The following is a 20066-nucleotide window of genomic DNA, read 5'->3' on the forward strand; positions in this document are numbered from 1 at the left end:
GTAACATCTTATTAAGCCTCGAACGGGTTCTGCACCAGGATTGTATCCTCGCGCTCCGGGCTGGTGGACAACAATGCCACCGGACAGCCGACCAGTTCCTCGATGCGGCGAACATATTTGATCGCCTGCGCCGGCAGCTCTGCCCAAGAGCGGGCATTCGCGGTCGGCTCCTTCCAGCCTTCGATGGTCTCGTAGATCGGCTCGACCCGCGCCTGGGCGCCTTCGCCGGCCGGCAGGTAATCGATCTCCTTGCCGTCGAGCTTGTAGCCGACGCAGACCTCGACGCTGTCGAAGCCGTCGAGAATGTCGAGCTTGGTGAGCGCCAGACCGGCGATGCCGCAGGTCCGCACCGTCTGCCGCACCAGCACCGCATCGAACCAGCCGCAGCGCCGCTTGCGCCCGGTGTTGACGCCGAACTCCTTGCCGCGACGACCGATCTCTTCGCCGATCTCGTTGGTCAGCTCGGTCGGGAACGGACCGGCGCCAACGCGCGTGGTGTAGGCCTTGCAGATGCCGAGCACATAGCCGACCGCACCCGGGCCCATGCCGGTGCCGGTCGCCGCTTGCGCCGCGACGGTATTGGATGAGGTGACGTACGGGTAGGTGCCGTGGTCGACGTCGAGCAGCGCGCCCTGCGCGCCTTCGAACAGGATGCGCTTGCCTTCGCGGCGCTTGATGTCGAGCAGGCGCCACACCGACTCGGCATAAGGCAGCAACTGCGGCGCCATCGCCGACAGCTCCGCCAGGATCTGGCCGGCGTCGATCTCCGGCTGACCGAGGCCGCGGCGCAGCGCATTGTGATGCGCGAGCAGCCGTTCGATTTTGGTCGGCAGAGTGTCGAGGTCGGCGAGGTCCATCAGCCGGATGGCGCGACGGCCGACCTTGTCTTCATAGGCCGGGCCGATACCGCGCTGGGTGGTGCCGATCGCGCCGGCCTTGGCGGCGTTCTCGCGGGTGGCGTCGAGCTCGCGGTGCAGCGGCAGAATCAGCGTGACGTTCTCGGCGATGCGCAGATTGTCCGGCGAGATCGCGACGCCCTGGCCCTGCAGCTTCTTCACTTCATCGAGGAAGGCCTGCGGATCGAACACCACGCCGTTGCCGATCACCGCCAGCTTCGACGGCCGCAGCACGCCCGAGGGCAGCAGCGCCAGCTTGTAGGTCGCGCCGTTGATCACCAGGGTGTGGCCGGCATTGTGACCGCCCTGGAATCGCACCACGATGTCGGCCTGCTCGGAGAGCCAATCGACGATCTTTCCCTTGCCTTCGTCGCCCCACTGGGCGCCGACCACGACGACATTGGCCATTTCGAGAAGGTTCCCCTGCCACTTTATCGGATGAAGCACGATCGCGGCGCGCCGGTGGCGACGATGACGGATCGGGCTCGCGCGCCCAGGCAAACGCGGCCGTGGCCGCTCGCATACGAGGCACGGCACCGGATAACGGATGCAGGCTTGCGACGCAAGCGAAACGCCCGTCCCACGGCGCTGCAACGCATTGTATCCCCTCTGAAATCCGTCACTGTTTGGAAGCATTCCGGCGAGGCCGACGCGCCGCCCCGCGGTGACCGGCGATCACCCCGGACGCAATACCGTTTTGGTGTCAGACACTGGCCCGCTGGTTCGGCAGCCGCTTGGCTCCCTTGCGGACGACGACGAAGCGCACTCCGATGGTGTCGCCCTCGACCCGCACCAGCTCGCAGCGTCGATAGGCGGTGCCGTTCGGCGTCAGCACCAGGAAGAACTCCCGCAGGTTCAGCCCGGCCATCGAGGTTTTCAGGATCAGCTTGGCGCCGGTCTGCGAAATGTCGGCGATCGCGCAATCGCGCCGCCAGGTGCCATCGACGGCAATCATCACCGAATCCATCGCGGTTTCGAACCGGACCCGCGGATCTTTGCGGTCGCCATAGGTCACGCTCGGCTCCGTGCAATTCTTGGCGCCGCAACGCCGTTGTCGCGGCCAATCGACTTGTTCTTGAAATTCTCGGATCGACGCGCCGACGGCAGCCGCCCGCGGGCCTTGGGCTCCGCCCGCGAAGCCAATCCCTTGGAACTATTACCCCCGTCAGTTGTGGCAAATCGTAATCCACAACCACTTCCGATTCGTAAAATCCAATGCAGATGTCAGGCATTCGCATTCACAATGCGTTGACCATTTCCGCGGCGTGGCAAGCTTTCCTAAGCGCAGCGACGCCTTCCGCGCGCCGCCCTGATCAAATGAGATCCGATGAGCCTGATTTGGGTTTGACGCGTTTGTCGAAGCGGGCTGGTGTCCAGTTCGCGCCAAGACGCACCAGGAGACCGCATGGACAGCATCAAGACCCAGGGACTTAGTGTGCCCAAGCTCGGGCTCGGCACTTTCAAACTGCAGGGCAAGGACTGCCACGAGGCGGTGCTGACCGCGCTCGGCCTCGGCTATCGCCACATCGACACCGCCGAGATGTACGCCAACGAGGACTCCGTCGGCGACGCGCTGGAAGACACCGACGTGCCACGCGATCAGATTCATCTCACCACCAAGGTGTGGTGGACCAATCTCGCGCCCGACGCGATCCGCAAGGCATTCGACCAGAGCCTGCGCAAGCTGAAGACCGACTATGTCGACTTCTATCTGATCCACTGGCCGGCGCCGGACATGAATCTCGGCGCGGCGCTGGAGACGCTGCTGAAGATCAAGGACGACGGCGGCGCCCGCGCGATCGGCGTCTGCAACTTCCCGGTGGCGCTGATGAAGCAGGCGGTGGAGGAGATCGGCGCGCCGATCGCCTGCAATCAGGTCGAGTACCACGTGCTGCTCGGGCAGACCAAGCTGCTGCCCTATCTGCAGAGCAAATCCATCCCGCTCACCGCCTACGCGCCGCTGGCCCAAGGCCGGCTCGCCTCCTATCCGGAGCTGCAGGCGATCGCCGACAAGCACGGCGCCACCGCGGCGCAAGTCGCGCTGGCCTGGCTGCTGGAGCAGGACGGCGTGATGGCGATTCCGAAAGCCCGCAGCGAAGCCAGCCAGCGCAGCAATCTCGGCGCGCTGACCATCAAGCTCGACTTCGACGACCGCGCCGTGATCGCCAAGCTGCCGAAGAACCAGCGCTTCGTCACCCCGGCGTTTTCGCCGAAGTGGGATGAGGCGTAGCGGCGGGATCGCCACAACTGAGCGGACGAGTATCTGGCCCCGTCCTTGTCATTCCGGGGCGCTCGCGCCAGCGAGCGAACCCGGAATCCCGAAATGCAAGTCCCACCGCCTTGCCCCACACCTCCAGATTCCGGGCTCACGCGCTGACGCGCGTGCCCCGGAATGACGATGCCAGCAGGCATGAAGTAACACCGCCGCGGGTTTCGTCGCTCCACCACCGTCATTCCGGGGCGCGCGCAAGCGCGAACCCGGAATCCCGAGGTGCTGGCCGACCCGCCGTGCCCCATGGCCGCGAGAGTCCGGGTTCGCTCGCTGGCGCGAGCGCCCCGGAATGACGGTGCGGGGGACATGATGGCGTTGCATTGCGTCGGCTTGCGCGCAGTGACAATGTGCGCGCCGGTGCACGCAAGTCTGCGCCGTCCTGCGACCTGCCTCGAGTCCCCACTATGTCGAAATCCACCCGCGCCACCCAGATGCTGGAGAAGCTCGGCGTCGCCTTCAAGCTGCACAGCTATGAGTACGATCCGAACGCCGAGGCGATCGGGCTTGCGGCGGCAGCGGCTGTAGGAGTGGAGCCGAAGCGGATGCTGAAGACGCTGATGGCCGAGCTGGATGGCAAGCCGGTGTGCGCGGTGATCGCGTCCGACAAGGAAGTCAGCATGAAGAAGCTGGCGGCCGCGCTCGGCGGCAAGAGCGCCAAGATGATGAAGCCGGCCGATGCCGAGCGGCTGACCGGCTACCACGTCGGCGGCATCTCGCCGTTCGGGCAGAAGAAGCGCGTGCCGGTGGCGATCGACGACGCCGCGCTCGCCGAAACCACCGTGTATCTCAACGGCGGCCAGCGCGGCCTGCAGATCGAGCTCGATCCCAACGCCGCCGTCACCGCGCTTGGCGCCGTGGCACGCCCGATCGCAGCGGACTGACACGCCCGTTCGCCGCCGCGCATGCTCGCGATGCGTGCAGGCTGCTTGTGATCTGTGCAAAAACCCGTATTGCTGGGGCCAAATCTCAAAGGGAGGCGGCGTTCTGCTGATGCGGGCATGGCCGGGCGTGCGCGCCGCTTCCGAGCACCGGGCCTGCTATGACCACCACAACGCCGCCCGCTGAAGCGCCCCGCTTCGGCTGGATCTCCGACCAAGCCTATCTGCTGCTCAGCCTGACGTCGCTGTTCTGGGCCGGCAACGCCATTGTCGGGCGCGCCATCGCCGGGCACTTCCCGCCGGTGACCCTGTCGTTCCTGCGCTGGACCTGCGCGTTCCTGATCGTCGCGCCGTTCGCCTGGCGGCACCTGATCGCGGATTGGAAGGTGATCCGCCGGCATCTGCCGCTGATGGTGTCGGTGTCGGTGATCGGCATCTCGACCTTCAACACGCTGCAATACACCGCGCTGCAGTACACCTCGGCGCTCAACGTGCTGCTGCTGCAATCCACCGCGCCGCTGTTCGTGGCGCTGTGGGCGCTGATCGTGCTGCGGATGCGGCTGACCCTGACCCAGGCGATCGGCATTGGCTCGTCGATGATCGGCGTGGTGGTGATCATCCTGCACGGCAACATCGCCGAACTCGCCGCGATCGATCTCAACCGCGGCGACGTGCTGTTCGTCTGCGCGCTGGCGAGCTTCGGGCTGTACACCACGCTGACCCAGAAGCGGCCGCCGATGCATGCGCTGTCGTTTCTCGGCTTCACCTTCGGCTGCGGCGCGCTGTTCCTGATCCCGCTCGAAATCTGGGAGCTGAGCACCAAGCCGCTGCCGGCGGTCGACTGGCGCAATCTCGGCGCGCTCGCTTATGTGGCGGTGTTCCCGTCGATCCTGGCCTATCTCTGCTACAACCGCGGCGTCCGGCTGATCGGCGCCAACCGCTCGGCACCATTCTTCCATCTGGTGCCGGTGTTCGGCTCGGCGATGGCGATCCTGTTTCTCGGCGAGCAGCCTCACCTCTACCACGCCGTCGGCTACGCACTGGTGCTGACCGGCGTGGTGATCGCGGCGCGCAAGCCGAAGACGGCGTGAGCGCCCCGGCGCTCACTTCACCGGGATGTGAAACTTGCTGAATGCTTCGCGTGTGCAGATGATCAGGTGATCGGCGCAGGCGTTGCGCCGATGCGGCTCGCACTGGCTGAGATATGCCGGCGACCGCATCATCGCCATGAACGCCGCCACCGTCGGGTAATACACCAGCGAGACATAGTCCCAGGGCGCGGGGTCGGAGCGCCCGAGCGCGATGCCCTTGGCATTGCCGTTCCACAACAGCATGCCGCCATGCTCCTTGATCAGCGCCACCTTCTGGGCGCTGTAGCGCAAGTAAGCATCCCAGCCGGTGCCGTCGCCGTCTGCGGACTGCTCGTTGAACCGCAGCAGGTTCACCATCACCACCGGGCCCGGATCGTCCCGATCGAGCGCCGTCAGCCCTTCGATGTTCAACTCGTCGATACTCATCTTCGCCCCACTCGATCCGTGCGCCAGCATGCGCAGATCGCCGGCGACGTGGTAGCCGATTCTTTGCCGCGGCCAACCGCGCCGCAGCAACGCTTCCACCCGCGCGGCGCATGGAACTCGCTGCACGCGCAAACACGCGCGACGAATGCCAGCAATCCGCCGCGCACCTCTTTTGCGCCGACGTGAATTCAGGCACGAAGGCCAAAATGGTTCCCTTGCCCCGGCCCTCGATTTGATAGCCTGGTCCCGCTCCGCTTTCGGCTGGCTCGCCCACCAGCCTTATCTGCTGCTCAGCCTGACCTCGCTGTTCTGGGCCGGCAACATCGTGCTCGGCCGGGCGGTGGCCGGCTACGTGCCGCCGGTGACACTGAGCTGCGCGCGCTGGGTCGGCGCGATGCTGCTGCTGTTGCCGTTCGCCTGGCCGCATCTGCGCCACGACTGGCGCAAGCTGCTGCACCACTGGAAGCTGATGATCGTGCTGTCGGCGACCGGCTTCGCGATCAACAACGCGCTGTCGTATTGGGGGCTGCAATACACCCAGGCGCTCAACGCGCTGCTGATGCAGTCCTCCGGGCCGCTTTTCGTGGCGCTGTGGTCGCTGCTGCTGTTCGGCGTGCGGCTGACCTGGATGCAGGCGGCCGGCATCGCGCTGTCGCTGCTCGGCGTGCTGACCATCATCCTGCGCGGCGACTTCGCGGCGCTGGCAGGGATCGAACTCAACCGCGGGGACCTGATGGTGGCCGGCGCGTTGTGCGCATTCGGGCTGTATTCGGCCCTGATGCCGAAGCGGCCCGCAACGCATCCGCTGTCGCTGATCGTGGTGACGACCGGCTTTGGCGCGCTGCTGTTGCTGCCGTTCAGCGCCTGGGAATATGCCAGCGGCGTGCGGCCGAGTGCCGACTGGCTCAGCGCCGCGACGCTCGCCTATGTGGTGATCTTCCCGTCGATGCTGGCGTATCTCTGCTTCAACCGCGGGGTGGCGCTGATCGGGCCGAACCGTTCGGCGCCGTTCCTGCATCTGATGCCGGTGTTCGGCTCGGTGATGGCGATCGTGCTGCTCGGCGAAAAGCCCGAGCTGTTTCACCTCGCCGGCTACGCCATGGTGGTCGCCGGTGTGTTCATCGCCGCCCGGCGGTGACGGAACGCGCAGCCGTCAGGCCGCGCGCACCGTGTGCATGAACTTGCCGACTTCGAGCTTGAGCCGGTTGCTCTCGCCGGCGAGCGACTGCGCGGCATGCAGCACTTCGCCGGCCGCGGCACCGGTGCCGCTGGCGCCGTGCTCGACCTCGACGATGTTCGACGACACCGCGCGGGTGCCTTCGGCCGCCTGCTGGATATTGCGCGAGATCTCCCGCGTCGCGGCGCCCTGCTCCTCCACCGCGGAGGCGATGGTCGAGGCGATCTCCGACATCTTCTCGATGGTGCCGCCGATGCCCTTGATGGCTTCGACCGACTCGTGCGTCGCCGACTGGATGCTGGCGATCTGCTGACCGATCTCGCCGGTCGCCTTTGAGGTCTGCTCGGCCAGCGCCTTCACTTCGGCGGCCACCACCGCAAAGCCGCGGCCGGCCTCGCCGGCACGCGCTGCCTCGATGGTGGCATTGAGCGCCAGCAGGTTGGTCTGCTGCGCGATGGTGTTAATCAGTTCGACGACGTCGCCGATCCGCGCCGCGGCCTGTGACAGCTCCTCGACGCGGTGATTGGTGTGGGCCGCCTGCTCCACCGCGTCCGACGCGATCTTGGCGGAGGCCTGCACCTGGCGGCTGATCTCCTCGACCGACGCGGTCATCTCCTCGGATGCCGACGCGACCGACTGCACGTTGGTGGAGGCTTCTTCCGAGGCGCCGGCGACCGTGACGGTGAGATGCTGGGCGCGCTCGGCATTGACGTTCAGCGTGCCGGCCGAGGCTTCCAGTTCGGTCGCGGCCGACGACACCGTCTCGATGATCTCGCCGATCGCGCTTTCGAAATCGTCGGCAAGCTTGTGCATGTCGGCTCGGCGCTGCGCCGCGGCGATCGCATCCTGGCGGATCCGGGCTTCGGCCTCTTCGCGCGCCTTGGCGGCGGCGTGGACTTTGAGGTCCTCGATCGCGTTGGCCATGTCGCCGATCTCGTCCTTGCGATCGAGCCCCGGCAGCGTCAGGTCGAGCTGTCCCTGCGCCAGCTTGTGCAGCGCGCCGCCGAGTTCGGCGAGCGGACGCAGCACGCGGCGGAAGGTGATCCACAGGCTGATCATCACCAGCGCGCCCGCGGCGCCGAGCGCGGCCAGCGCCTGGATCAGGCGCGAACTGCTGCGGGCGGAATCCGCGGCGGCTTCGGCGTCGGCCGCCTGGCCGATCGCGCCGGCGAGCTTGAGGATGGTCTCAACGCCGTCGGTGGCGCGGGCGATGTAGTCGCTGCCGCCGAGCGGATAGGCGCCGGTGTCGCTGGCGGCGAGCACGCTGCCGCGAGCCTGCACATAGGTTCCGAAGTAATCAGTTTCGACGCTGCGGATCGCGTCGATCACCGCGGCCGGCGTATCGGTGCGCTGCTTCAATGCGGCGATCATCGGCCACGCCAGATCGATCTGGCCGCGGAACGCCGAGATCTCACCGATCTCCGCGGCCGTGAACTTCGACCGCGCGCTGACCTTGGCGCCGAGATAAGCGCGCTCCCGCCCCGCATTTTCGGCCATCACCGCCGCCAGATGCCGGAGCCGGATCATCTGCGCCAGCGCCACCGACGGCGGATCGGTCAGCGTCTCCAGCGTGCTGCGCAGCGAAGTGCCGGCGACATCAATGGTGCGGGTGATGATGCCGAAAGTGCCGCGCACCACCTCCGGATCGCGTGCGGACGCCGGCTTGGCGATCGCTTCATCCACACGCGAACGCAGAGCGCGATGGTCCTGCTGGGCGCGCTGCGCTTCGGTGATCGCGGCGGCGCCGGCCTTCATCTGCGGCACATCGCCGATCAGCCGCAGCGCCTCGGCGAACGCGGTGTCGCCGGAGGCCCGCGCCTTGGCGATGTCGGCGCGGCGCTCGGGATCGGCCGGCTCCGGGGCATTCAGCGCCGCGTTGCTCAGGCCGCGTTCCAGCGCCCATCGGCCGGCGCTCTTCAATAGCAGCTGCGAGATGCGATTGACCTCGACGAAGGCTTCGGACTGGCGGCGGCGGATCACCGCGTCGCGCGCCTCGAACCCGGCGAGCGTCATGGCGGTGGCCGCGAGCGCGAGAACGATCAACGGCAGCAATACACGGATCTTGAGAGACATCGCCGGCTCCTGGTTGGCGCATTTCAAACGAGCGACGGCGACGCGCGCCTGTTCCGAACATGGAACAAGCCGCAGGAAATCTTAGGGTCCGATTTCGATGGTGGGGTTCGCCGTTGAACGCCGGGCATCACGCCAATCGCGGCAGCTCGACACTACCTACGCGCGTATCAATCTTCGTTAATCGCGGGCTACGTATGAGTCCTGAGCGACGAAAGACGAAGACACCTGTCACTTGTTACTTACACTCTGAAAATACTGCGGCGCCGCCGTGCGAGACGGCGGCGCCGAGCGCGTAACCGCAACTGACGACAGCCAGGTCAGGCGGCGCGGATGGTGTCGAGGAAGCGCGCGACTTCACGCCGGAGCAGATTGCTGTCGCCGGCGAGCGACTGTGCCGCCGCCAGCACCTGCGACGACGCACTGCCGGTCTCGCTGGCACCGCGTTGCACGTCGCTGATATTGCCGGTCACCTGACTGGTGCCGCGCGACGCCTGTTGGATGTTGCGCGAAATCTCGCGGGTCGCGGCGCCCTGCTGCTCGACCGCGGACGCGATCGACCCGGCGATCTCGGAGATGTGGCCGATGGTGTCGGTGATCTCCTTGATGGCCGTCACCGACTCGCCGGTGGCCGACTGGATGCCGCTGATCTGCGCGCTGATCTCGCCGGTCGCCTTGGCGGTCTGCTCGGCGAGCTGCTTGACCTCCGCGGCCACCACCGCGAAGCCGCGGCCGGCCTCGCCCGCGCGCGCCGCCTCGATCGTGGCGTTGAGCGCCAAGAGGTTGGTCTGGCCGGCGATGGTGTTGATCAGCTCGACGACGTCGCCGATCCGGGTCGCGGCCTTGGCGAGCTCGCCGACGCGGTCGTTGGTCTTCTGAGCCTGGTTGACCGCCTCGTTGGCGATCCGCGAGGACTCCTGCACCTGCCGGCTGATCTCGTCGACCGAGGCCGACATCTCCTCGGTCGCCGTGGCAACCGACTGCACGTTCGACGAGGCTTCTTCGGACGCCGAGGCGACCATCGAGGTCAGTTGCTGCGATCGCTCCGCCGTCGTCGTCAGCCGGCCGGCCGAGACTTCGAGTTCGGTCGAGGCCGACGACACCGTTTCGACGATCTTGCCGACGGCGGATTCGAACTTGTCGGCCATGTCGTTCATGTCGCGACGGCGCGCCAGATCGGCGCTGGCCTGATCCTCCGCACGCTGCGCGATGCTGCGTTTGAGCTCGCCCTGCATGGTGCGCAGCGAGGCGGCGAGCACGCCGACTTCGTCGGCCTGTTCGATCGCCAGCTTCTGGTCGAGCTCGCCCTTGGCGATGCCGTCCGCGAAGGTGGCGCAATCACCGATCGGACGGGCGATGCTGCGGGCTGCGAACGCGATCACCGTGATGGCGAGCACCACAACCAGGATGCCGGCGCCGAGCTGCCAGAACATCGCCGAGTTGGCGCGCTCGTTCAGCGCGGTGTCGAGCTCATGGGCCGAGGCCAGCACCACTTTGCGCGGCACCGAGATCAGCACCGACCACGGCGTGCCGGTCCGCCCCACCGAGATCGGCGAGTAGACCTCGACGTTATCCCACTTCGGATCGTCGAGCACCGTGCCCTTGCCTTCCTTGACGATCGCCAGACTCTCCGACCAGCGCGGATCGGCGCTCGACGCCGCCTTGCCGATCGATTCCGGATTGGCGCTGTTGGCGACGATCAGGCCGGTGTCATTGAGGATCGCGACCTTGCCCTTGCCGCCGAACAGCGAGCGGTTGGCCTGGGTGGCGAGCTTCTGCACGAAGTCGAGATTGTAGTCCGCGCCGGCGACGCCGACGAACTTGCCGTCGATCTTGATCGGCACCGACATGGTGGCGAGGAACACCGCCTTGCCCTGCACGATGTAAGGCAGCGGGCCGAGGATGTTCTCCTTGCCGGTCGCCTTCGGATTGATGAACCACGCGCCCTTCACCAGGCCGTTCGGATGCCGTTCCTGGCTGTCGTATTCGACCAGCGGCTGCACCGCGATCGAACCGCTGGCGCTGCGAGTCCAATACGGCAGGAAGCGGCCGGTGTTATCTGAGCCCATCGTCTGGCGGCCCTTGAACGCAACGTCGTTGCCGTCGAGCGCGTTCGGCTCCCAGGCCGAGTAGGTGCCGTTGAAGGCCGGGTTCTGCTCCAGCGTGTTCTTGAGCACCGCGTTGAGCTGCAGGCGGCGATTGCCGTCGGTGGTGCCCGCATTGTTGGGATCGGCCAGGACCTCGAAGGCGTGCGCCATGTTGCGCGCGGAGTCGAGCCCGAGGTCGAGCTCGGCCTTAATCACCGAGGCTTCCGAGGTGGCGCGGTTGAGCAGGCTTTCCTTGGTCTGCTGATCGACCAGCTTCATCACCTCGGAGGTGACGTAGTGATGCGTGCTCTGCGCCGACAGAACGCTGTAGCCGATCAGGATCAGGCTGGCGCCGGTCAAGCAGAGGCCGGCGACCAGCGCGATCTTGACCTGAATCTTGCGGATGGATTTGAACGAGAACGACATGGGGCACTCCTAGGAGAGCCCCATGCTGATCGCCGGCTGTTTGGAATTGCTTAAGCAAACGCCTCGTGCGGCTACGAGGAAAGCCGGGTTCAGACTACGACTTAGGTCGAATTCCGCATGTAACAGCGGGACTAAGCGCCGCCGATCAGGATGCCGACGCCGAGCACGATGACGCCGCCCAGCACGATCTGGAACACCGCGTGCAGGAACGGCGTGTCCATGTATCTGGCGCGGACATAAGCGATCACCCACAGCTCGACGAACACGACCAGCGCGGCGATCCCGGTCGCGATCCAGAACGCGTTGGCCCAACTATCAGGGACGAGATACGGCAGCGTGTGACCGAGGCCACCGAGCGTGGTCATCAGTCCGCAGATGCCGCCACGCAGCCACGGCGAGCCGCGCCCGGTCATCGAGCCGTCGTCGGACAGCGCTTCGGCAAAGCCCATCGAGATGCCGGCGCCGATCGAGGCGGCGAGACCGACCAGGAAGGTCTGCCAGTTCTGATGGGTCGCGAAGGCGGCGGCGAACAGCGGTGCCAGCGTCGACACCGAACCGTCCATCAGGCCGGCGAGACCGGGCTGGACGTATTGCAGCACGAACATCCGCCGCGCGGCGTGATCCTCGGCGCTGCGCGCATCGGGGGTGAGGATCTTGTCGGTGAGCTGGGTGGCGCGCTGCTCGTGGCGCTTCTCGAACTCGGCGAGGTCGGACAGCAGCTTGCGGATGTGGACGTCGGTGGCGCGTTCGGCGGCGCGCTCGTAGAAGCGCTGCGCCTCGAACTCCATCGTCTCGGCTTCTTTACGGATGCGGTCGAGCGGCAGATTGCGGGTCAGCCAGATCGGGCGGCGGCGGATGAAGCCTTTGACGTCCTCGCGGCGGATCGGCGGCAGGTCCGGCCCGAACCTCTCCTCGTACATCCGCAGCAGCATGTGGCGATGGCCCTTCTCCTGCTGCGCCATCTCGGTGAACACGCGCGCGGAATCGGGATAACGCTCGGCCAGATCCTCGGCGAACGCCAAATAGATCCGGCTGTCTTCCTCCTCGCCCGAGATGGCGACGGCCAGGATTTCACGCTCGGTGAGGTCGGAAAACGCCTTCATTTCAGCACCCGCAAGTTTAGAACGCTTCTAAATAGGATCGCCGACCGGGGGAGTCAAAGCCGAGCTCGACGGCGGGTGGCCAACTGGTCGCAGGGCCCGTCATCATCGCTTCATCGATCCGTCAGGCCTCTGTGACCGAGCGCCGCCACAAGACCGGCTTTCCATTCCAGGAGGCTGTTCATGCGAAAACTACTGCTCGGTTCGGTCGCGGTCTTTGCGCTGGCGACGTCCGCCGCGCTGGCGCAAACCGAAGGCGAATTTCCCGCCACTCTCGCCGGCCATGCGGTGCTGCCGGCGGCCTCGTTCGTCGACGCGCCGGCCGATGCGCCGGCCGATCTAAAGACCTCGGGCAAGTACACCACCGGGCAGCGCGTCGAAGCGCAGGGCAGCGTGATGGGCAAGTCCAACGGCCGTCCGACCGGCGTGTCGGTGCCGTTCAAGGGCCAGCCGCTGCAGGGCCATTCCGGCATCAAGGCGATGCCGGACGGCACCTTCTGGGTGCTGACCGACAACGGCTTCGGCTCGCGCTACAACTCGGCCGACTCGATGCTGTATCTGGACAACTACAAGATCGACTGGGCGACCGGCACGGTCGACCGCAAGCAGACCGTGTTCCTGCACGATCCGGACAAGAAGGTGCCGTTCCGCATCGTCCACGAAGACACCGACAAGCGCTATCTGACCGGCGCCGACTTCGACACCGAAGGCTTCCAGATCATCGGCGACCGGTTCTGGATCGGCGACGAGTTCGGCCCCTACATCATCGAAGCCGACCTGACCGGCAAGATCATCGGCGTCTATGAGAGCATGGCCGACGGCAAGCCGATCAAGTCGCCGGATCATTGGTCGGTGCAGTCGCCCGGCGCGCCGGGCGCGACCTACACCGGCGTCAACCTGAAGCGTTCCAAGGGCTACGAAGGCTTCGCCGCCTCCAAGGACGGCAAGTTCCTGTACGGCCTGCTCGAAGGCCCGCTGTGGGACGCCGACAAGAAGGACTGGGAAAAGGTCGACGGCAAGGAAGCCTCGCGCATCCTCGAATTCGACGTCGCGCAGAAGAAGTTCACCGGCCGCTCCTGGCACTACGTGTTCGAGCAGAACGGCAATGCGATCGGCGACTTCAACATGATCGACGCCACCCACGGCCTGGTGATCGAGCGTGACAACGGCGAAGGCACCAAGGACAAGGCCTGCCCCGAGGGCAAGACCGGCACCGACTGCTTCAACGATCTCGCCAAGTTCAAGCGCGTCTACAAGATCGAGCTGACCGATGCGAACGCCGGCAAGCCGGTGAACAAGATCGGCTTCATCGACCTGATGAAGATCCGCGATCCGGACAAGAAGGCGAAGAAGCCGCTGACCGACGGCGTGCTGGCGTTCCCGTTCTTCACCATCGAGAACGTCGACAAGGTCGACGACCGCCACATCATCGTCGGCAACGACAACAACCTGCCGTTCTCGTCGAGCCGCGATCCGAACAAGGCCGACGACAACGAATTCGTGCTGCTCGAAGTCGCTGACTTCCTGAAGGCGAAGTAAGCGCCACTGCCGACGTAGCCACTGCCGTCGTTCCGGGGCACGCGCATCAGCGCGTGAACCCGGAACCTCGCGGTGCGGTTCTGCGGCGTTGCTTCAACATCTCGAGATTCCGGGTTCGCCGCTGCGCGGCGCCCCGGAATGACGTTTGCGATGGGAGGCGCCGCTTCGGCATAGGAAGCCCGCGCCCGTTGTCTTCACGCCGGCGGCGACATCCAGCGGGTCAGGCGCGCGAACATGCCTTTGGGCGGCAGAGCCGACGGCGTGTCGTCGGCGGATTCGAGGCGGCCCAGAAACCGTTCGAGAAACCGCGCATCGCTGGTTTCGATCACGACGAAATCCGTATCGCCGGTCGAGACCGTGTAGACGTAGCGTAAGCCGGCCGCGCGCGGTGGCGCACCGACGCCGGCCAGATCCTTGGCGATGGTCACACCATCCGGATCGATGTCGCGGGCAATCAGCGCGCGGGTGAGCCACGCCAGATTGCCGACGAATTCAGGTTCGAAAGCGACGGTGCCTTGCAACATCATGGGCATGCGTTGTCTCTCGTCCTTCACGCATCCCCCCAGCAGAGAATTGTCACCACTGGAGGCCAAAAGGTTCAAGCCTAGCGCACGATCAAGCGGCGCGAATCTTGCGGAGGAAGTCGTCGACCGCCGATTGCAGTGCACCAGACTGGCTGTCGAGCGCCTGCGCATGCGACAGCACCTGCGAAGCCGCATCGCCGGTCGCAGCCGCAGCGGAACTGACGCCGCCGATGTGATCGCTGATCTCGCTCGAACCGGCCGCAACCGACTGAATGTTGCGGGCGATTTCCTGCGTTGCAGCCCCCTGCTGCTCGACCGCCGTCGCAATGGCCACGGTGATCTTGTTGATCTCGCCGATCGTCGCGGTGATGCCGCCAATCGACTGCACCGCACTCGCGGTCGAGGACTGCATCGCCGCGACCTGCGCGGAAATTTCTTCGGTCGCTTTCGCGGTCTGGCTCGCCAGCGCCTTCACTTCGCTCGCCACCACCGCAAAGCCGCGCCCGGACTCGCCGGCGCGCGCCGCTTCGATGGTGGCGTTGAGCGCCAGCAAATTGGTTTGCGACGCGATCGAGTGAATCAGCTGCACGACTTCGCCGATCTTCTCGGCGCTGACCGACAGCTGCATCACCGTCCCGTTGGTCTGCTCGGCGTCGCTCACCGCCTTGCTCGCCACCGAGCGCGACTGGTCGACCTGACGGGAAATTTCCTGCACCGAACTCGAAAGCTGCTCGGAGGCCGACGCCACGGTCCCGACCATGCCGGATGCCGAATCCGAGGCCGCACCAACTGCTGCGGCGCGCGAGGACGCATCGGCCGCGGTGGAGGTCATCGACTGCGCGGTGCTCTGCATGTAGCGCGTGGCATCGGCCACGCTTCGCACCACGCCATTGACGCTGCGTTCGAAATCGTCGGCGATGCTCTGCATCAGCGCGCTGCGCTCGGCCGCGGCCCGGCGCTGCGCCTCCTGCTCCTGCTGCTCGAGCCCGCGAATGCGGATCGCGTTGTCCTTGAACACCTGCACGGTCTTGGCCATCGCGCCGATTTCGTCGCCGCGGTCGACGCTGGGGATTGGCGCGTCGAGCTGACCTTCGGCCAGCGCAGTCATGCGGGTGCCGAGCGCGCCGAGCGGCTGGGTGATGCTGCGGCTGATCAGCCACGCGACCAGGGCACACACCACGCCGATGCCGACGATGACCACGCCGAGCCAGGTCAGAAGCGGCTTCAGCTTGGCGTTGATGTCCTGCAAGTACACGCCGGTGCCGACGAACATGTCCCAGCCGGGAATCGCCGCGGCATACGACACCTTGCGGAGCAATTCGGTGCTGCCGGGCTTCATGAATTCGTAAAACAGCGTCACGTCGCCCTTGGCGGCGACGCCGTCGCGCAGCTCGCGCACAATCTTGCGGCCGCCGGTCTCGACGTCGAGCCGGTTGGTGCCGGTCATCTTCGGATCGGACATCACCACCACGGTGCCGTCCATCTTGTAGGCGAAGAAGTAACCGTTGGTCCCGTCGTAGGTCATGCTCTGGGCGCGCTGCTGAAATTCAGCGATCGCCTGCTCCTTGGTGAGCTTGCCGGCCGCGACCTGCTTCTGCAGCCCCATCGCCATGTTCAGCGCGCTTTCGACCAGCGCTTTGGTCTGCTCGAACCGCTCGTTGCTCATTTCCCGTTGCAGCATCGACGCCGCAAATAGGCCGGACACCACCAGGCCGAGCATCGCCACAGCGACCAGGATGCCCAGCTTCGGCGAGATCCGCAGATTGGTGAACTTCACAGCGATCAGCTCCTACGCATTTCGAGACTAGCTGCGAGAAGCGTTACAAGCTCAGGGTGTCCAATCGGTTTAATAGTTCCCTCGTAGGAACCCGAGGGTTGCGCCTCGGACCTTGCTAACACCCTGAAAAGACGAAGCCCCTGGCAGACCGTCGGATCTGCCGGGGGCTCAAAAAGTGATCGCGGGAGCCGAAGCTCGCGGGAAGTCAGGCGGCGCGGACTTTGCCGAGGAAGTCGTCGACCGCGCGGCGAAGTTCGCCGGACTGGGCGTCGAGTTCACGGGCATTGGCGAGCACCTGGCCGGCGGCCGAGCCGGTGGCGCTGGCCGCTTCGGTGACGCCGCCGATATGCATGCTGATCTCGGTCGATCCCGCCGCAACCGATTGAATGTTGCGGGCGATCTCGCGGGTCGCCGCGCCCTGCTGTTCGACCGCAGTCGAGATCGCCATGGTGATCTCGCTCATCTGCGCGATCGTCGCGGTGATGCCGCCGATCGACTGCACCGCATCGTTGGTCGAGGACTGCATCGCCGCGACCTGCGCGGAGATTTCCTCGGTCGCCTTAGCGGTCTGGCTGGCCAGCGCCTTCACTTCGCTGGCGACCACCGCAAAGCCGCGGCCGGATTCGCCGGCGCGGGCGGCTTCGATGGTGGCGTTGAGCGCGAGCAGATTGGTCTGCGACGCGATCGAGTGAATCAGTTGCACCACCTCGCCGATCTTCTCGGCGCCGGTCGCCAGCAGCTTGACGGTCTGGTTGGTCAGCGCGGCGTCGTCGACCGCCTTACCGGCGATTTCACGCGACTGCTCGACCTGACGCGAGATCTCGGTGACCGAGGCCGACAGCTCCTCGGCGGCCGACGCCACCGTGCTGACGTTGTTGGAGGCGCTGGCCGAGGCCGACGACACGGTCGCGGCGCGGGCGCTGGCGTCGGTTGCGGTCGCGGTCATCGACTGCGCGGTCTGCTGCATGCCGGAGGTCGCGGTGGCCACCGACTGCACCACGCCGTTGACGCTGTGCTCGAACTCGTCGGCAAGCCGCTCCATGGCGGCGCGGCGCTCGGCTTCGGCGTGCTCCTTGGCCGCCTCCTCGGCGCGCTCCAGATCGCGGATGCGAAGCGCGTTGTCCTTGAACACCTGCACGGTCTTGGCCATCTCGCCGACCTCGTCGCCGCGTTCGATGCCGGGGATCGGCTGCTCCAGCTCGCCATGCGCGAGCGAATCCATCCGGGCACCGAGCTTGGCGAGCGGCCGGGTGATGCCGCGGGCGATCAGCACCGCGAACAGGCCGGCAGCGATTGCGATCGCGAAGATTGCGCCGCCCAGCGTCCAGAAGATCGGCTTCAGCTTGGCGTCGAGATCGTCGAGATAGGCGCCGGTGCCGACGAACATGTCCCAGCCAGGAATCGCCAGGCCATAGGACATCTTGCGGATGTTCTCCTCGGTCCCGGGCCGGCGGAAATCATAATACAGGGTGACGTCGCCCTTGGCGGCGACGCCGTCGCGCAGCTCGCGCACCAGATAACGGTCGCCGGTCGGCGTGTTCATCCGGTTGGTGCCGACCGCCTTCTTGTCCGGGGTGGCGATGGTGACGCCGTCCATGGTGTAGGCGAACAGATAGCCCTGGCCGTTGTCGTAGGTCAGCAGCGCGGCATCGCGGGCAAACTGGGCGATCGCCTGCTCCTTGGTGAGCTCGCCGGCCTCGACTTTCTTCTGCAGGCCGATCGCGAGATTGCGGCCCATCTCGGTGATCGCCTTGGCCTGCTCGAATCTCGCGTTGAGCATCTCACGCTGCATCATCACACCGGCGAGAATGCCGGCCACGCACAAGCCGATCAGGGTACCTGCGACCAGCAGGCCCAGCTTCGGAGTAATTCGAAGATTACTGAACTTCACGGACTTCTCCCGAGATGCGACGCCGCGCGAGAACTTTGCGCCTCGTACAACTACGCGGGAAATCTTCCCGGACGGTTACTGCAGCGCACGCAATCATCCATTTTGCGAACTTGTCATCCACTTCGCGCTCGGCGTGCAAACAAAAGCCCTCCCCCCGTTACCGGGGAGAGGGCTTGATGTCGTCGTTCTCGGGATCAAGCTGCAGAGCTGAGCTGCTCCGCAGCGGTACGATCCGACCTTTCGATCAGAACGTCAGCGCCTTGACCTGCTTGACCTGCGGCAGCGCCTGGACCTTCTCCAGTACCTCTGCCGGCGCCGGACCGTCGATCGTCACCAGCGCGATGGCGTCGCCGCCTTCGGTGTGACGGCCGAGGTTGAAGGTCGCGATGTTGACCTTGGCGTCGCCGAGCAGGCTGGCGAACTTGCCGATGAAGCCCGGCTTGTCCTCGTTGGTGACGTAGATCATCGAGGCGCCGAACTCGGCGTCGACGCGGATGCCCTTGATGTCGACCAGGCGCGGCTTGCCGTCGGCATAGACCGTGCCGGACACCGAACGCTCCTGCTTCTCGGTGGTCACCGTCAGGGTGATCAGGCTCTCATAGTCGCTCTCGGCGGCGCGGACGACTTCGTCCACCACCATGCCGCGCTCCTTGGCGATCACCGGCGCCGACACGACGTTGATGTCGCCCAGCATCGGACGCAGCAGGCCCGACAGCACCGCCGAGGTCAGCGCCTTGATCTTCATCTCGGCCACCTCACCCTCGTAGGTGATGGTGACCTTGGTGATGCCGGTCTCGGTGAGCTGGCCGGCGAACGAGCCGAGCTTTTCGGCGAGCTCGATGAACGGCTTCAGCTTCGGGGCTTCTTCCGCGGTGATCGACGGGAAGTTGATCGCGTTGGTGATCGCGCCGGTCAGCAGGTAGTCGCTCATCTGCTCGGCGACCTGCAGCGCGACGTTCTCCTGCGCTTCCGTCGTCGAGGCGCCGAGATGCGGGGTGCAGATCACGTTCGGCAGGCCGAACAGCACGTTCTTGGTGGCCGGCTCTTCGGAGAACACGTCGAACGCCGCGCCGGCAACGTGACCGGACTTCAGGGCTTCGGCGAGTGCATTCTCGTCGACCAGACCGCCGCGCGCGCAATTGATGATGCGGACGCCCTTCTTCATCTTGGCGATCGCAGCCGCGTCGATGATGTTCTTGGTCTTGTCGGTGAGCGGGGTGTGCAGGGTGATGAAGTCGGCACGCTTGAAGATGTCTTCGAGCTCGACCTTCTCGACGCCGAGATCCTTGGCGCGCTCCGGCGACAGGAACGGATCGAACGCGATCACCTTCATCTTCAGGCCGAGCGCGCGGTCGGCGACGATCGAGCCGATGTTGCCGCAGCCGATCACGCCGAGGGTCTTGGCGGTGATTTCGACGCCCATGAAGCGGTTCTTTTCCCACTTGCCGGCCTGGGTCGAGGCGTCGGCGGCGGGGATCTCGCGGGCCAGCGACAGCATCATGGTGATGGCGTGCTCGGCGGTGGTGATCGAATTGCCGAACGGAGTGTTCATCACGATGATGCCCTTGGCGGTCGCCGCGGGAATCTCGACGTTGTCGACACCAATGCCGGCGCGGCCGATCACCTTGAGACGGTTGGCCTTCTCGAGGATCTTCGCGGTCGCCTTGGTGGCGGAGCGGATCGCGAGGCCGTCATAATTGCCGATGATCTCGGCGAGCTTGTCTTTGTCCTTGCCGAGGTTCGGCTGGAAATCGACGTCGATGCCGCGATCCTTGAAGATCTGCACGGCGGCTTCCGACAGCGCGTCGGAAATGAGGACTTTGGGAGCGGTCATGGGATTTCTCCTACACCCTCCCCTTGAGGGGGAGGGTCGGCGCGCAGCGCCGGGGTGGGGTGAAAGCGTCGAAAATGG

General features: G+C 65.8%; 15 protein-coding genes. 5 read left to right on the forward strand and 10 right to left on the reverse strand.

The window, feature by feature from the left end:
- Nucleotides 1–11: 11 nt before the first annotated feature.
- Entirely contained in the window at nucleotides 12–1304 is a 1293-nt protein-coding gene (locus LRC39_RS21690; protein ID WP_107345879.1) for an adenylosuccinate synthase, read from the reverse strand.
- 295 nt (nucleotides 1305–1599) lie between these two features.
- Nucleotides 1600–1911, reverse strand: coding sequence for a PilZ domain-containing protein (locus LRC39_RS21695; protein WP_107345880.1), 312 nt, complete (start codon nucleotides 1909–1911; stop codon nucleotides 1600–1602).
- Nucleotides 1912–2301: 390 nt separating this feature from the next.
- Between LRC39_RS21695 and LRC39_RS21700 the strand changes: the two genes are divergently transcribed.
- From LRC39_RS21700 to LRC39_RS21710, 3 genes are all read left to right on the forward strand, one after another.
- On the forward strand, nucleotides 2302–3126 hold the full coding sequence (locus LRC39_RS21700; protein WP_346295599.1) for an aldo/keto reductase: 825 nt from the start codon (nucleotides 2302–2304) through the stop codon (nucleotides 3124–3126).
- A 446-nt stretch (nucleotides 3127–3572) separates the two neighbouring features.
- On the forward strand, nucleotides 3573–4049 hold the full coding sequence (gene ybaK, locus LRC39_RS21705; RefSeq protein ID WP_107345882.1) for a Cys-tRNA(Pro) deacylase: 477 nt from the start codon (nucleotides 3573–3575) through the stop codon (nucleotides 4047–4049).
- A gap of 158 nt (nucleotides 4050–4207) precedes the next feature.
- Entirely contained in the window at nucleotides 4208–5137 is a 930-nt protein-coding gene (locus tag LRC39_RS21710; RefSeq protein ID WP_107345883.1) for a DMT family transporter, read from the forward strand.
- Nucleotides 5138–5149: 12 nt separating this feature from the next.
- Here LRC39_RS21710 and LRC39_RS21715 read toward each other — a convergent pair whose 3' ends face one another.
- Nucleotides 5150–5563 carry a DUF1330 domain-containing protein gene (locus LRC39_RS21715; protein ID WP_346295600.1) on the reverse strand — a complete coding sequence of 138 codons (414 nt, stop codon included), beginning with the start codon at nucleotides 5561–5563 and terminating at the stop codon, nucleotides 5150–5152.
- A gap of 232 nt (nucleotides 5564–5795) precedes the next feature.
- Between LRC39_RS21715 and LRC39_RS21720 the strand changes: the two genes are divergently transcribed.
- Nucleotides 5796–6701 (forward strand): DMT family transporter, encoded by a 906-nt coding sequence (locus tag LRC39_RS21720; RefSeq protein ID WP_346295601.1) that lies wholly within the window; start codon nucleotides 5796–5798, stop codon nucleotides 6699–6701.
- 15 nt (nucleotides 6702–6716) lie between these two features.
- Here LRC39_RS21720 and LRC39_RS21725 read toward each other — a convergent pair whose 3' ends face one another.
- The 3 genes from LRC39_RS21725 to mbfA all read right to left on the reverse strand — a co-directional run bounded on the left by LRC39_RS21725 (nucleotide 6717) and on the right by mbfA (nucleotide 12426).
- A complete protein-coding gene (locus LRC39_RS21725) occupies nucleotides 6717–8813 on the reverse strand; it encodes a methyl-accepting chemotaxis protein (RefSeq protein ID WP_346295602.1) in 2097 nt (698 codons plus the stop codon).
- Nucleotides 8814–9130: 317 nt separating this feature from the next.
- Entirely contained in the window at nucleotides 9131–11323 is a 2193-nt protein-coding gene (locus tag LRC39_RS21730) for a methyl-accepting chemotaxis protein (protein WP_263989606.1), read from the reverse strand.
- Between the two features lie 131 nt (nucleotides 11324–11454).
- Complete coding sequence (gene mbfA / locus LRC39_RS21735) at nucleotides 11455–12426, reverse strand: iron exporter MbfA (protein WP_107356855.1); 972 nt, start codon at nucleotides 12424–12426, stop codon at nucleotides 11455–11457.
- Nucleotides 12427–12606: 180 nt separating this feature from the next.
- Between mbfA and LRC39_RS21740 the strand changes: the two genes are divergently transcribed.
- Nucleotides 12607–13962, forward strand: a complete 1356-nt coding sequence (locus tag LRC39_RS21740; protein ID WP_264053361.1) for an esterase-like activity of phytase family protein — start codon at nucleotides 12607–12609, stop codon at nucleotides 13960–13962.
- 194 nt (nucleotides 13963–14156) lie between these two features.
- Here the strand turns inward: LRC39_RS21740 and LRC39_RS21745 are convergent, their stop codons facing one another.
- The 4 genes from LRC39_RS21745 to serA all read right to left on the reverse strand — a co-directional run bounded on the left by LRC39_RS21745 (nucleotide 14157) and on the right by serA (nucleotide 19988).
- Entirely contained in the window at nucleotides 14157–14564 is a 408-nt protein-coding gene (locus LRC39_RS21745; RefSeq protein ID WP_346295603.1) for a hypothetical protein, read from the reverse strand.
- A gap of 13 nt (nucleotides 14565–14577) precedes the next feature.
- Complete coding sequence (locus tag LRC39_RS21750; protein WP_346295604.1) at nucleotides 14578–16263, reverse strand: methyl-accepting chemotaxis protein; 1686 nt, start codon at nucleotides 16261–16263, stop codon at nucleotides 14578–14580.
- A 205-nt stretch (nucleotides 16264–16468) separates the two neighbouring features.
- Nucleotides 16469–18154, reverse strand: coding sequence for a methyl-accepting chemotaxis protein (locus tag LRC39_RS21755; RefSeq protein WP_264053363.1), 1686 nt, complete (start codon nucleotides 18152–18154; stop codon nucleotides 16469–16471).
- A gap of 244 nt (nucleotides 18155–18398) precedes the next feature.
- The gene (gene serA / locus LRC39_RS21760; RefSeq protein WP_107356860.1) at nucleotides 18399–19988 is read right to left on the reverse strand and encodes a phosphoglycerate dehydrogenase; all 1590 of its coding nucleotides are present in this window, start codon (nucleotides 19986–19988) and stop codon (nucleotides 18399–18401) included.
- Between the last annotated feature and the right edge of the window lie 78 nt (nucleotides 19989–20066).

It is taken from the genome of Rhodopseudomonas sp. P1, from assembly GCF_039642825.1.
Lineage (GTDB): Bacteria > Pseudomonadota > Alphaproteobacteria > Rhizobiales > Xanthobacteraceae > Rhodopseudomonas > Rhodopseudomonas palustris_H.